Raw genomic sequence first — 13,357 nt, forward strand, 5'->3', positions numbered from 1 at the left:
ATCACCGCCGGCAACCACAGTCCGCCGGGCAGCACTGCTCAGAGCGCGAAGTCCAGCGCGTACTCCTGGTAGACCCGCTCCTGGATCGCCCGCGCCCTGGGCGCGTACGCCGGGTAGAAGGCCTTGCCGCATTCCAGGTCGGCCAGTGCCGCCGTCACTTCCTTGGCCAGGTACGGCTTGGCCTGCTCGGGCGTCAGCCGGGGCAGCACGACCGCACCCTTCGGAAACGAGCTCTTGCTCTGGGTCCTGGCGACCTCGGTGGCTTGCTTGGTGAACGTGGCTCGTCCCCGGTCGGCCAGCACCGTCGGCCGGGCCTCGGCGATCTTCAGGCAACTGCCGAACTTCTTGCCCAGTGCGGCCAGCTTCTTGTCGGTGTCGAGCTCGCGCAGCCCCCTGTCGAGCGCCGCGTTCACATCGGCGAGGAAGTCGGCCTCCGAGGTCACCGTCTTGCCCAGCACAGACTTGACAGCTTTGGCGAAACACCCCTCGCTCGCGGCCCGCCAGGCCTTGAGGTCCTTGGCCGACAGCGACATGAGGAGCTTGTTGTTCCTGCTCTCCCCCATGTCCCGGTCGACCGCGGGGTCGCCGGGGAAGACCAGCTTGGACCAGACGCCGAAGCCGTACCTGGCGCGGTAGGCCCGCAGCGCCTCGTAATCGCCCGCGAGCCGGGCGCGTTCCTCCTTGGTCCGCTCGCGCTTGAGCACCTTCTCGGGGAGGTACGTGAGGCCCTGCTCCTTCATGCAGTCGGCCCGCATCGACTCGATCTTGGCTTTGTTGTCGTAGGCGGCCTCGGTCTCCGGCGTGGCCAGGCCTCCGAACGAGGTCACGAGCAGGGCGGCAGCGACCGCCTTGGCAACGAACATGATGGTTTCCCTTCGTCATCCGGACATGCGAAACAGAACTCACGGCGCGGAAAGCGCCGGATCGGGGAAAGTGCTCAGCAGGGGATGCGCAGCCGCGAGGCCTTGGCCGACACTTCCGGCAGGCCGGCGGCCAGATCGGCGGTGAGCACGGCAGTGCCCGTCGCCGTACCCTTCGGGGTGGTGTAGACGCCGCCGGGCGTCTTGACCTGGACGTCCGTGGTGTTCACCGTGCGCTCGCCCAGGTAGCGGTAGGTGCGCCGGTCGAAGATCAGCTCAGAGCGGCGGCCCTTGCCCTCCTCCATGGCCACCGCGATGCCCGGCCGGCCCGCCGCGTCCACCGCGTCCGGAATCAGGCGGATCCCGTCGAGGCCGGACGCCACCTGAAACAGCGCGGCGCTCAGGCTCGGGCGGACCACGGACTCCGCGACCAGCTGCTTGAGCTCCGACCACATGCGCAGCGGATCCGTGCCTGCCTGGGCAGCGAGCTTCGCGCGCACCCCTTCGACATCGGTGGGCCAGGCGCTCAGCCGCACATAGGCACGCTGACCAGGGCAGGACGACTCGTACAGGGTGTCCTCGACGCCTTTGTCCCACAGCCACCTGGGCACCGGGCCCGTGGCGGATTCGGCCCGCTCGCGGTTCAGCCAGGGCTTGCCGGGGTCCGCGGGTTCCCAGCGTTCCTCGTCCGCGGTCACGAGGGCGGTCAGTAGCTGCTTGGTCGACGGGTTCTGCGTGTGCAGCATGCGCTGGACCCGCGTTTTGGTGTGCACGTACTGACCGGGCCCCGGCACCAGGTCCCGCTGGCCGGCGGCGGCCCGCGCGGCTCGCTCCAGCAGCACCTGAGCGCTCGCCGGAGGCGCGCCCAGCGGAGCCTCCTGCCCGCCCAGGCCCACCTGAGCAGCGATGATCACCGCGGTGAGCGCCGCCGCCAGCACACCGACCGCGGCCAGCCGGAGGGTGTAGCGGCGCCGGGCGTGCGCCAGCCGGAACCGGAGAGGGCGTCGGCGTTCTGGCCGGGCGATCCGGGACATCAAGGCGGCGCGGGCGATGGTCAGGTCACGCTCGGTGGCCTCGGAAGTGTCCGCCCACAGGTGCCCGAGCTCCCTCATCTCATCCATGATCGGTTCCTTCCAGCGCCTGGCGGATCTTGTTGCGCGCCCGGTTGAGCCGTGAGCGGACCGTCCCGATCGGGATGTCCAGCGCTACGGCCACCTCCTCGTAGCTCAACCCCACCCAGGCCACCAGCAGCAACGTGTCCCGATCCCCGGCGCGCAGCCCGGCGAGTGCCGCGACCAGCGGCCGGTTCACCGCCAGCGTTCCCACTCCGTCCTCCACCCGAGCGCCACTGATCTCCGCCGGATCCAGGCCGCCACGCGCATACGCCCGATACCTGGCCAGCTCGCGGCGCCGCCGCTTGCCGATCACGTTCGAGGCGATCCCGTACAGCCAGGGCCGGGCATCGGCCTGGCCGGGCCGATAGCGATGCCGGTGTTCGAACGCCGACAGGAACGTCTCGGACACGACGTCCTCGGCCGAGTCCCGACCAAGCCTGCGGGCCGCGTAGCGGTGCAGAGCGGGCGCGTGCCGGTCGAACACCGTGGCGAACGCCTCCGGATCCCGTAACGATCGGCGGATCAGATCGTCGTCGGCGGCCTCGGCAATCGCCGGTTCGGCCATGAACTGGTCAGCTCCTTCACGTGGCGCCTGGGCGCGGCAGCGGGCAGATTCGCCGGTATTTACCGCTGCTCGGCCGAAAAGTTCACGCCCGCTGGTCTGCCTCGCACCACTTCACCAGCCCCGCACGACCGGATGAAGCATCTCCTCCAAGAGATCCCGCTCGATCCGGCGCTCTAACTGCGGCGTCAACGTAAGCGGCCATGGCCGGTCGGCAGTCAGGAACTGCGATGCTCGCCGTTTGTGACGCTGGACAATACTATGAGTAATGATATAGTCACGCTTTGCTATGGAAATCATCAGCGGACTGCCGCGTCACGTGGCCTGCGTGATGGATGGGAACGGCCGGTGGGCCGCGCAGCGATCGCTGCCACGCACCGCAGGCCACGAGGCGGCAGAGGCCGCCGTGATCGACATCATCGAGGCAGCGCGCTCGGCCGGCATCAAGTGGTTGAGCCTGTACGCCTTCTCCACCGAAAACTGGCGGAGGCCGGCAAGCGAGGTCGACATTCTGATGAGGCTCGTGCGCCGGGCCATCCGCAAGCACGCACCGGCGTTGCACGCGCGGGGCGTCCGGTGCAGGTTCATGGGCATGTCCGATCCGAGGATCCCGGGGCCCCTGATCCAGGACATCACCGATCTGATGACGCTTACCAGCGACAACAGGCAAATGACGCTGACAGTCGCCTTCGATCATGGGGGACGCCGCGACATCGTGGAAGCTGCCCGTTCGCTGATCCACGCCGCCGTACCGGCCGAGCAGGTCACCGAGGCCACCTTCGCCCGGCATCTCCCCTACTCCGACACGCCGGATGTGGACCTGGTCATCCGTACCTCCGGAGAGCAACGAATCTCCAACTTCATGCTCTGGCAAGTGGCCTACGCCGAATGGGTCTTCCCACAGGTGCTTTGGCCGGACTTCCGCGCGACCCACCTCTGGGAGTGCCTTGAGGCCTACCGATCGCGCCAGCGCCGGTTCGGCGATGTCCACCGGTCGACCGCCACTACGGGAGAGGAATCTCGATGACCCAGACCACCGCAGAGGAGACCGTCGACGTCTTCGGTCCGGACTCGATGCTGCGCCGCCTCGTCAACGACGCGCGGTGGGGCCTCGCGGTGGCCCGCGCCACGGTGCTGGAAGCCGCGCACCCACAGATCGGCGCAGCGTTGATCGAAAACTCGACGTTCGTGACACATCCGTGGCGGCGTCTGCGCAACACGTTGGTGAGCACGCAGCGAATCCTCGATCCGGACCATCACGTTCGCAACCGGGAGGCAGCCCGCCTCAACCGCCTGCACGCCCGCATCTCGGGCACCGACCCGCAAGGCCGCCGCTACGACGCGACGGACGCCCAAGCACGCGTCTGGGTGGTGGCAACCCTGTTCGAATCGACCGTGACGATGTATCGGCTGAGCGGCGAGTCGCTCGACGGGCCGGCCCTGGAACAGCTCTACGCCGAGTTCCGTACGTTTCTGACCTTGCTCGAGGGCGACAGCGACCAACTCCCCGCGACGTTGCAGGAGTTCTGGCCCTACTACGACGGCATGGTCGACCATCACCTGGAGAGCACCGAGGCGGTGCGCGTCATCCTCTACCGGCTCTTCGCCAACCTGCCCGCACCGCCCTTGCTGCGCAGCCATCCCGCGGTGTGGGCCGCGGGCCGAGCCGTGGCAGGCCCGGTGGCCGCCGCGATCACCATCGCCTCGCTGCCGGAATCCTTCTGCCGACGTGTCGCCCTGCCTGACCTCCCAGGGGCGCGGGCGCTCATGCACGGGGCCTACCTGACCGCCGGACTCGCCACCCGCCTGCTTCCCGACGGCTGGGCGCACGTCGACTCGTTCATGAGCCTGCTGGATCCCGACCATGCCAGTGGTTCTGGACCATGGGGGACCGTACGCCGCAAGGCGGGCCAGGCCGCGGCCATGCTCAGACTCATCACCCCCGCTCCCGACAAGATCAACCAAGCCACACGCTCAGCTGACCAGTTCTTCGCCGAGGTCCTGGACCAGACCGGCGACGGACACCTCGCCTGGCCTGACCTGGCGGCCATGGCAAGAGAGATCGCCACTCGGCTCGACCTGGGCGAACAGGACGAGGAGCGGCTCTACAACGCCTACGCCGCGTGGTGGCGGGAGTTGCAGACCAATCTCGACACCGACGGCGACGGACGCGTCACACGACAGGAATACGCCGGCGCAGCCGCTTGTCTGCCCAGCTCCGGACTAGTCAAGATCGCCGACGTCCTGTTCGATGCCACCGATATCGACGACGACCAGGCGATCGACGCACAGGAATACCAGAAGTTGTTCCGCACGGCCTTCCACCGCGACCTGACCGGCAGAGCCGACAGCTACTCGCGCAGCGACTTCGTCAGACAGTTCCTGTCGTTCATGTCCGGACAGCAGCGCTCGATCGCCTACAACTCCCTCCTGTCCTAGTTAGAGATGGACGGAACCGGCGAATGAGTACACCCCTGAACGACCTCCCGCCCCTCGACGGCGGAAACGGCGGCGCCGCGCGTCGGCTCACGCTTCTCCGGGGCGCTCCGCTCCCGGCAACAAATCCTTAGGACTGGAGGTCGTTGGAGAGGTTGATCCGGATCTCCGTGTTGCGGTATCCGGCGCGCAGGAACGCGGCCGCCATCGGCGCGTTGCCCACGTCGGTGGTGGCGGTGATACGCGGCTCTCCGTTGGCCGCGTGCATGCGGGTGATCTCGGCGAGCACCTCGTCCACGTATCCGCGCCCCCGGAACTCCGGGACCACCCCGAGATACCCCACATTCACGCTGTACGGCGTCGCCGAGGGGATCGCCATGCCTGCCACCTCCCCCTCGTGCGTATAGGCGATCCGCCACCACTCCCGCTTGCCCGGCGCTCCGAGATAGAAGTCCATCTCTTCGCGCGCGGTCGCGTCCACGCCCTTGACCGCCAGGCTCGCCCGGGTCTGAGCATCCAGGCTGCCTTCGGCGATTCTCCTGAACACCACCAGGAACTCCTCGTCGGACGCCTCTGCGAACCGCAGCACGCCGGCTGCCGGGGGCACCCCGTCGGCCGGCGCCCACTCGAACTGCAGCCGCTCCACCTCCCTGGTGAGGCCGGCCGCGTGTGCTGCCGCTCGCCGCCATTCCACGGCCGCCGAGATGGCCGGATCGTCACGCCAGCCGCCGGCCGCCTTGATCGCGTACTGCACCGGCCGCGGGAACACTGCCAGCGCGGCCCTGATCAGTTCGGCGGCGACGGCGGTACGCTCACCCACTGCGGGATCCACGTCGAGGCAGTCGAGCGCGACCGGGTACGCGCTGTCCCTCGGCCCCCACCACAGCGCCCGTCCCACGACCCGGTCGCCGACCTCGGCGATCCACGTCCACTCCGGCCGGTACATGTTCTCGCCCAGTTCTGCGAGGTAACGGTCGGCGGGGATCCAGCCGACGGGCTCGGTCACGACCCACGCGGTCACACGGTCAAGGTCAGCAGGGACGATTGCACGATAGGAGATCACCTGCAGAGGTTAGCGAGCTTTTGTCGCACCCATGGCCCGACCTCAATGGTGATCAGCCCTCTGGGCTGCCGGCCGACCAGCTCCCAAACGGTGATCAAGGCTCGACTATCCTGACAAATGCCCTGGACCGATTTCCACACGTCCGGTTCGTCGGCTCAGCTGGAGGTCGCCTGTGAGTTCCGAAGGTCGAACGCGGGCCAGGTTCATCCTGCTTGGGCCGGTGGAGCTGCAGACCGATACCGGGCACGTCGTCCTGACCGGCAAGCAGGGGGCGTTGCTGACGATCCTGCTGCTGAGCGCCAACCGCGTCGTGTCGGTCCAACGGCTGGCGGAGTCGCTGTGGGGCGAGCCGCTGCCCAGTTCCCCTTCCTCTCGCGTCAGGATGCTGATCTCCGACCTCAGGAGGACGTGCATCGCCGCGGGAGACAACCTGATCCGTACGCAGCGGCCCGGGTACGTCGTGCGGCTGACGCCCGACCAGCTCGATCTGGCCAGGTTCCTCGACGGTGTTGCGCTGGCCCGCAAGGCGGCGGCCGGAGGTGACCCGGAGACCGCGGTGACCCGCTACGACGAGGCGTTGAGCCTCTGGCACGGAGCACCGCTGGTGGGGATCGACGGCTCCTTCGTTCAGGCGGAAACGGCCAGGCTCGAGGAGCTACGGTTGGGAGCGGTGGAGGAGCGGGCCTCGGTCATGCTTGGGATGGGCAGATACGCCGAAGCCATCACCGAGCTCACCGCCGTCATCGCCGACCATCCCCTGCGTGAGGCCGCACACGGTCAGCTCATGCTCGCGCTGCACCGGAGCGGCAGGCGTGCCGACGCTCTGGCGGTCTACCGGACACTACGGGAACGGATCATCGAGGAATTGGGGCTGGAGCCCGAACGCGACCTGCAACGGCTCCACCAGCAGATCCTCACCTCTGACACCGTGCCCGAACCCCGGGGCACCGCGCTGGAAACCTCCGACACCACTCCGGAACCGCCACGTCATCAGCCAGATCCTGTGGCCGCGCCGGTCCCCCGGCAGCTGCCTGCTCCGCCACCGCACTTCGTCGGCCGTGAACGAGAACACGCCGAGCTGGATCGCCTCGCCCGCGACCGGGCCAAGAACAGGGTGGCCATCGCCGCCATCAGCGGCACCGGGGGAATGGGGAAGACCTCGCTGGCCCTGCGCTGGGCGCACGACAACCTCGAACTCTTTCCCGACGGCCAGCTCTACGTCAACCTCCACGGATTCGACCCGAGCAGCGGCCCGCTGCCGGCCCATGTGGCGCTGCGCCATTTTCTCGGTTCTCTCGGTGTCCCGGCGGCGGCCATCCCTGCCGGGGAGGAGGCCCAGGCCGGGCTCTACCGGTCGCTGGTCGCGGGCCGCCGCCTGCTCGTCGTCCTTGACAACGCCCGCGACGTAGAACAGGTCGAGCCGCTGCTCCCCGGCAGCCCTGGCTGCGTCGTAGTGATCACCAGCCGCAACCGCCTCCCGGGCCTGAACGCCACCCGCGGTGCGAGTCTGATCGGGCTGGACGCTCTCACGCGCGCCGAGACCCGCCGCTTGCTCGGCCGCCACCTGGGCGAATCGAGGATCGACGCGGATCCTGACAGCGCGGCCGTCCTCGTGGAGCACAGCGACGGCCTCCCCTTGGCAATCAGTGTGCTCACCGCACGCGCCGCCATGCACCCCGGCTTTCCCCTGTCGGTCCTCGCCGAGGAGCTGAGCAGTCCCGCCACCCGCCTCGACGCCCTGCAGGCCGGCGACCTGAGCACGGACCTCCGGGCCACGTTCACCTCCTCGTACGAGGCCCTCCACCCCGCCGCCGCCCGGCTGTTCGCGCTTCTGGGACTGGCGCCGTGGCCGGACATCAGCCTGCGATCGGCCGCCGCGCTCGCCGGCCTGCCCGCCTCCCGCACCAGGGTGTTGCTGCAGGACCTCGAAGCCGCCAACCTGATCCAGCAGCACCGTCCCGGGCGGTACCGCACGCATGATCTGGTCCGCCTCTACGCCGCCGAACGCGCCGAGTCCGACCGGCCCGATCACGAGCGAGCGGAGGCGCTGACCCGCCTGGTCGACTCCTACGTGCGCACCGCGTGTGCCGGCGACCGGCTGCTGTACCCCAACCGTCCATTCGCCGCGCGGATCTCCGCCGAGCCCGTGCAGGAAGAGTTCGAAGACGCCGCGTCGGCCTGGGCCTGGTTCGAGGACGAGCAGTCCAGCCTCATGGCGGTACAGCGGCTGGCCACAAAGCTGGGTATGGACGTGGCCGTCTGGCGGCTGGCATGGGCGATGGACACGTACCACAAGCGGTGCCAGCACGAGGTGCGCATCGAGTCCTGGCAGACGGCCCTGGCCGCCGCCGAGCGACTGGGACACCCGAGCACCCGGGCCTTCGCCCACTGGTATCTGGGGTACGCCTACGCACAGGCCTCCCGCGCCGGCGACGGCCTGGAGCATCTGCTGCTCGCGTTCAAGCTGTTCGAGCAGGAGGAAGACCTCACCGGACAGGCGCACACCAGCCACACCCTTGGCTTCGCCTGGCTCGCGCGAGGCGAACCCGAGCGCGCGCTTCCTCATGTGGAGAACGCCCTGCGCCTCCAGCGGGAGCTCCGAGACCCCCTCTGGGAGGCCAACGCACTCAGCGCCGCCGGCTGGTGCCACGCCAAACTCGGCCATTACCCGAAGGCGCGATCGTACTGCGAGCAGGCTCTGGAGCTGTTCCAGAAGTACGAGGACTTGAACGGCGAATCCGCCACACTCGACAGCCTCGGCTACATCGCGCACTGGGCACGCCAACACGATCAGGCGCTCGGCTACTACGGCCGATGCCTCGAACTACGCGAAAGACTCGGCAACGCCTACCAGGGCGCCGACACCCTCGTTCGCATCGGCGATGTCCACCACGAAATGGGCCGGCCCACCGCCGCCCGCGACGCCTGGCAGCGAGCGCTCGATCTCTATCGCAAACAACATCGTGCGGCCGAAGCCGAGAACGTTCAGGAGAAGATCAGACGCCTTGCCGTACGGTCTTCCGCTCCAACCGGACCCTCAGGTCACGCGGCACCAGCAGACCGCTGAAGTCGGGCACGATTGCCGCGTCCTGCACCCGGGTCATGGTCATGCCGCTGACCAGCCAGGGCGTCGCCAACATCAGCTGCATCATGCCGAGCTGAGTCCCCACGCACACCCTTGGCCCGGCGCCGAAAGGCAGGTAGGTATGCCTTACGGGCGCGGCACGAGGCTCCAGCCACCGTTCGGGCACCAGCTGCTCCGGGTCGGACCACCAGCGTGGATCGCGATGCAGCCGATACAGGCTGAACAGCACCTGATCCCCCGTTTTGAGGCGCCATCCGTCGAGCTCGGTCTCCCGGCGTACGGTCCTGCCGATCAGCCAGGTCGGCGGCCACAGCCTGAGCACTTCCTTGACGAACGCCTCGGTGTACGGCAGATCCCCCATGACCGGGACATCGCCGGCCGAGGCGGCCTCGGCCTCCAGCCGGGCCAGCACGTCCGGCCGCGCACTGAGCTCGTACACGATCCAGGTGAGCGCGGCGGCCGGGACGCCCAGCGCGGCAAGCATGATCCCGCGCAGGAACCGCTCGATCTGCAGGTCGGACAGCTGCTGATCGCCCGAGGCGAGCAGCACGCCGAGAAGGTCGTGGGCGGACGAATCTCCGGACAGACGGCGGCGGCGCACGATGTCGGTCATGAGCGCCAGGAGCCGTTTGCGGGAGCGGGCGAAGCGCCGCACCTTGCGCGATGGCCACCACGGCGGGAGCTGCAGCGAGTCACGCGACAAAGGATCGATGGCCGCGACGTTCTCGGCCAATGTCTCCGGCACGCCTTCCGCATCGGCGCTCAGGCAGAAGTCGGCGGTCGCCCGGCCGAAGAAATCGGCCGTCATGGCGAGCACGTCCATCTCCCCGTCGCCGACGGTCTTGAGGAAGATCTCACGCAACCGCTCGGCGTGCGCCTCCGCCACCCTCCTGTGCAAACCCTGCCAGCCTGCGCGACGGGTCGTGGTCCACAGCTCGGCGTCGGCCGCCATCCGCTCAGTGTCCATGCTTCCCGCCAGCGGCGAATTCTCGGCAAGGAAGTCTTTGTTGGTCCTGGTGAGCAACGCATGCACCTGATCCGGTGAGGACACCACGATGGTGCGGGCATCGAACGAGAAAACGTCCCCGTATTCACGGTGACACCGTTCCAGAAAGCCGTTCCTGTCCCGGTCGTACTCCTCGGCGTTACCGAACAACCAGTGCCCTCGGGGCCCGGGCGGCCGCTCCGAACCAGCTGCATGCGTCACTCGTCGGCCCTCGGATCGTTAGTTGAAGAAGTTCCAGTAGGTGTACATGCCTCCCATACGGACCCGGCCCAGGACACGGACCGCTGCGTGTCGGATGTGCTTCATGCGTAACCTCCGTAGCGCGACTGACGTCACTGACCACGATCGATCATCGGGCGCATGATCTCCGCATGAATTCCGCCTGCCCCGACTCGCCGGATGACCCATTCGGCCACCAGCAGATTGATCACCCACGCGGCCCCTGTGAGTAACGCCCTGGGCAGCTCACTCGGCACCCCGAGGATGAGAATCCAGGGCAACTGGGTGAGCGCCTGCGTGCCGGCCCCCATGCCAATGGCATAACCCCGGACCATCCAGGCCCGATGCCGGGCAACGTCCCGCCGGCGGATCGCGGCGAAGCCGAGCACGATCGAGACGACCATCGCCGCGCCGAACACGAGCCTGAATCCGAGCAGGAGACCGCCGTCCTCGGGACGGCTATGGAAAAGCGCCATCCACATACCTGTGAGCGCCGCGAGAAGCCCGCAGCCAACGAGCAGCCGCCCAGCCCTCCGATGCCAGCCGTTCCTGCGGCGCCGCAATCGAGGGACGAACTGAAAGGCCCCCAGGATGCTGTACGCACTGACACAGAGAATGTGCAACGCCAGAGGCAGAGGCGCCGCGAGGGCCGGGGCCTCCGGCATGATCACGGGACCGCCGGCCAGTTCGGTCATGCGTAGGGCACCGGCGATCAGGGGAATGAGGCTGAGGGCGATCAACCCGGCAGGGACCCGCCACCCACCCCGTGCGCGGCCGCGCGGCGAACGCGCGGATCGTACCGCCATGCTCTCGTCGGTCATGTCCTGATGGTGACGGCCGACGCCATGGGAGTTCTTCAGCCGAAGAGCCCGACCCGAGTCGTCCGATCGACCACCGATCACTCGTACTTTCGGCTGAAGATCGCGGTCTCCCGTCGCCCCTTGTACCGCAGGACGATGACGGCGCACGTGAGCATGCAAGCGCCGAACACCGTGTCCCAAGTCACGCTCGAGAAGAGGACCAGGCCGAGGATGGCGGCTCGACCATCGGCTCAGCAGCCAGCCGAAAAGGGCGGTGCTTCCCGCTGCATAGGCCAGGCCAGGCAGGAGGCCCCGATAGCGGTGAGCGCTGTGCCATCGGCTCGCCCCCAGATCCGTCCTGTGCTCATCAGCGCCCCCGCGAGTCGTGTCAGCATGGTCGGCATGCTCGCCATCACTGTGTACACCGAGGACGGCAGCCGCTACGTCCGGGTGGCCGCAGAAGAACTCGCCGCACTGGTTCGCCGGCTCGGCCGGCAGGGCGACCGCTTTCTGGTCGTCCAGCGGATTCCCGACCTGCCCGACGTGTTCATCCAGGTATGGCACGAGGAGGGAAGCGACTACACGCTGGAGCACCGCGACGGCGCGCCAGACCGACACTTCCAAGTGACGCTCGACACGCCCGACCCCGTGATCGCGGCCATCACCGGCTGGGCACGTCTGGAGGACGACTGGGGTTCCGGGCTGAAGTGGACACCGCTGAACCTGGGCCACCCGGAGCCGGCGCCCCCGCTCGAACTTGACGAAGAGGATCGGCAAATGCTCGAGGCGCGCATCCGTACGGTGATCGTGGGCGGCTATGCGACTCGCGCACAGGTGGCCGAGATCGCGGAGGACTATCTCGTGTCAGGCGACCACCGGCCGGTGTCCGGCCGGCAGGCATGGCAGCTGACCGATCGGATGTGGCTGGAGCGGGTCCAGGAGCAGGCCTCCTGGGAGGGAGAAACGGACCCGGAACGGCTCACCAGAGCCTTCACGACCCTGGAGGCCACGGGCATCACCGCTCGGGAGAACTTCACCTGCTGCCGTTCGTGCGGTCAAGCGGAGATCGGAGGGGCAGGTTCCACGGACGCCCGCGGCTTCGTCTATTTCCACACACAGTGCACGGACTCCGCCGTGGCAGGACACGGACTCTCACTCCTGTACGGCGGCTTCGACGGCTCATCGGAAACGACCGCATCCATCGGCCGGCAGATCGTGGCCGCGCTCGAAGAAACCGGCCTTTCGGTGCAGTGGAACGGCCACCCCGACCAGACCATCACCGTCGGGCCCCTGGATTGGCGCAAACGGCTCATCGGATGAGGCGACCCTGCGGTGAACAGTCTTCGGCGTTCGAAATCAGCGATGAGTCACGCGACGCCGTATCTCAAGCGACGGAAGGGAAGCCACGGAGCACAGTTCTGGACGCCCTCGGTCACCCGGCAAGCAGTCTCAGACAGGGACCACCTGTACGGTTTTCCCGCACAGTCTGCTCATGTCGTCCTCATCAGAGGTCAGAACGATGACCGGGCGCATGCCGATGTCGCAGTGGGCGTCAGCACACCTTGAAGATGCTCTTCCAACCGACGACCGTCTTCTGCTGCGCGTTGCCCTTGGTGGGCAGCTCGAAGTGCACCCGCCCTCTGGCGTTGATCTGGTTGTGCATCCGGCCGCTCTGGCCGGCGCCGTACCACTTGTACGACCCGCGGTAGCGGAGGTTGGTCACGCCGCACTCGCTGATGACCTGTGTCTGGCCGGCGAAGCCCGGCTTTTCGTAGGCCACATACACCGAGTCGGGGCCCGCGGACATCGAGGCGTTGGCGGCACCGCCCATGATGGCGACCAGGGAGGCAGAGATGGCGGAGACGAGGGCAATTCTCTTGATGCTCTTCACGGCGATTCTCCGGATGTGTCTCAAATGATTACCAAAAGTATTCTTAATGTCACTTTGTGTAGAGAAACCCAGGACACTCACCTCGCCGCAGGAGCGGGCAAGGGACCGTCCCTTTCGTAGGTTTTCCTAACGAGAGGAACATATGGACCACCACTTCGGTAGGTGTCAAGTCAAGTGCGACAGGGACTCTGCCGAGGTGATCGCTAGGCGGCCTCCTGGGTGGGTTGGGATGCGCCGTTCTGGTCTTCTTCGGGCTGGTTGATGTAGGCGACCGTTGGGATCTTGGGCAGGCGGGGCGTTCGGGTGAATCGGTGGGATCT

General features: G+C 67.7%; 11 protein-coding genes. 4 read left to right on the forward strand and 7 right to left on the reverse strand.

Annotated elements, in window-relative coordinates; translation table 11 throughout:
* Nucleotides 1–38 precede the first annotated feature (38 nt).
* The 3 genes from ABN273_RS32680 to ABN273_RS32690 all read right to left on the reverse strand — a co-directional run bounded on the left by ABN273_RS32680 (nt 39) and on the right by ABN273_RS32690 (nt 2,540).
* Nucleotides 39–863, reverse strand: coding sequence for a hypothetical protein (locus ABN273_RS32680; RefSeq protein ID WP_349452924.1), 825 nt, complete (start codon nt 861–863; stop codon nt 39–41).
* 74 nt (nt 864–937) lie between these two features.
* On the reverse strand, nt 938–1,981 hold the full coding sequence (locus tag ABN273_RS32685; protein ID WP_349452925.1) for a CU044_5270 family protein: 1,044 nt from the start codon (nt 1,979–1,981) through the stop codon (nt 938–940).
* Nucleotides 1,974–2,540, reverse strand: coding sequence for an RNA polymerase sigma factor (locus ABN273_RS32690; protein WP_349452926.1), 567 nt, complete (start codon nt 2,538–2,540; stop codon nt 1,974–1,976). The genes ABN273_RS32685 and ABN273_RS32690 overlap by 8 nt, the downstream gene beginning before the upstream one ends.
* 286 nt (nt 2,541–2,826) lie before the next feature.
* On the opposite strand from ABN273_RS32690, the gene uppS reads away from it, so the two are divergent.
* Both uppS and ABN273_RS32700 read left to right on the forward strand, forming a co-directional pair.
* Nucleotides 2,827–3,564, forward strand: coding sequence for a polyprenyl diphosphate synthase (gene uppS, locus ABN273_RS32695; RefSeq protein ID WP_349452927.1), 738 nt, complete (start codon nt 2,827–2,829; stop codon nt 3,562–3,564).
* Nucleotides 3,561–4,976, forward strand: a complete 1,416-nt coding sequence (locus ABN273_RS32700; RefSeq protein ID WP_349452928.1) for an oxygenase MpaB family protein — start codon at nt 3,561–3,563, stop codon at nt 4,974–4,976. The genes uppS and ABN273_RS32700 overlap by 4 nt, the downstream gene beginning before the upstream one ends.
* Before the next feature lie 127 nt (nt 4,977–5,103).
* On the opposite strand, the gene ABN273_RS32705 is transcribed toward ABN273_RS32700, so the two are convergent.
* Nucleotides 5,104–5,994 (reverse strand): GNAT family N-acetyltransferase, encoded by an 891-nt coding sequence (locus ABN273_RS32705; protein ID WP_349452929.1) that lies wholly within the window; start codon nt 5,992–5,994, stop codon nt 5,104–5,106.
* Nucleotides 5,995–6,208: 214 nt separating this feature from the next.
* On the opposite strand from ABN273_RS32705, the gene ABN273_RS32710 reads away from it, so the two are divergent.
* Nucleotides 6,209–9,103, forward strand: coding sequence for an AfsR/SARP family transcriptional regulator (locus ABN273_RS32710; RefSeq protein WP_349452930.1), 2,895 nt, complete (start codon nt 6,209–6,211; stop codon nt 9,101–9,103).
* Here the strand turns inward: ABN273_RS32710 and ABN273_RS32715 are convergent.
* Together ABN273_RS32715 and ABN273_RS32720 are read right to left on the reverse strand one after the other, a co-directional pair.
* Nucleotides 9,033–10,328, reverse strand: a complete 1,296-nt coding sequence (locus ABN273_RS32715) for a cytochrome P450 (protein ID WP_349452931.1) — start codon at nt 10,326–10,328, stop codon at nt 9,033–9,035. The two genes, ABN273_RS32710 and ABN273_RS32715, sit on opposite strands and share 71 nt — an antisense overlap.
* A 131-nt stretch (nt 10,329–10,459) precedes the next feature.
* Nucleotides 10,460–11,167, reverse strand: coding sequence for a DUF2306 domain-containing protein (locus ABN273_RS32720; RefSeq protein WP_349452932.1), 708 nt, complete (start codon nt 11,165–11,167; stop codon nt 10,460–10,462).
* A gap of 381 nt (nt 11,168–11,548) precedes the next feature.
* Here ABN273_RS32720 and ABN273_RS32725 point away from each other — a divergent pair, with 381 nt between their 5' ends.
* Entirely contained in the window at nt 11,549–12,466 is a 918-nt protein-coding gene (locus tag ABN273_RS32725; protein WP_349452933.1) for a DUF6891 domain-containing protein, read from the forward strand.
* A 232-nt stretch (nt 12,467–12,698) separates the two neighbouring features.
* On the opposite strand, the gene ABN273_RS32730 is transcribed toward ABN273_RS32725, so the two are convergent.
* Entirely contained in the window at nt 12,699–13,037 is a 339-nt protein-coding gene (locus ABN273_RS32730) for a MiAMP1 family antimicrobial peptide (protein ID WP_349452934.1), read from the reverse strand.
* Nucleotides 13,038–13,357 lie beyond the last annotated feature (320 nt).

It is taken from the genome of Nonomuraea sp. B19D2, assembly GCF_040137845.1.
In the GTDB taxonomy this organism is placed as follows: Bacteria; Actinomycetota; Actinomycetes; order Streptosporangiales; family Streptosporangiaceae; genus Nonomuraea.